Origin of the sequence: Pseudomonas sp. SIMBA_041, from assembly GCF_046535095.1 — a bacterium.
Lineage (GTDB): Bacteria > Pseudomonadota > Gammaproteobacteria > Pseudomonadales > Pseudomonadaceae > Aquipseudomonas > Aquipseudomonas mucoides.
In genome coordinates, this window is the sequence record NZ_JAWRXJ010000972.1 from 1 (window position 1) to 234 (window position 234).

Consider the following 234-nt stretch of genomic DNA (forward strand, 5'->3'; position numbering starts at 1 on the left):
ATCGCCGCGAGCGTAGCGATAACGGTGTCGCCGGCACCCGACACATCATAGACTTCGCGTGCACGCGCCGACTCGTGCGTCGCACCCGCATCGGTGAAGAGCGTCAGGCCCTCTTCCGAGCGCGTCAGAAGCAGCGCCTCGAGTTCGAGATCCGCCCGCAAACGCGCGACGCGTGCATGGAGATCGTCCTCCGACTTCCATTGGCCGATGACCTGTTGCAGTTCGCTACGATTC

At 63.7% G+C, this 234-nt stretch carries 1 protein-coding gene; it reads right to left on the minus strand.

Translation table 11 applies throughout. The annotated features are described in order from the left end of the window. Positions 1 to 234 (minus strand): PfkB family carbohydrate kinase (locus SB725_RS34035; RefSeq protein ID WP_410923803.1); only part of this gene is annotated, 234 nt, incomplete at both ends.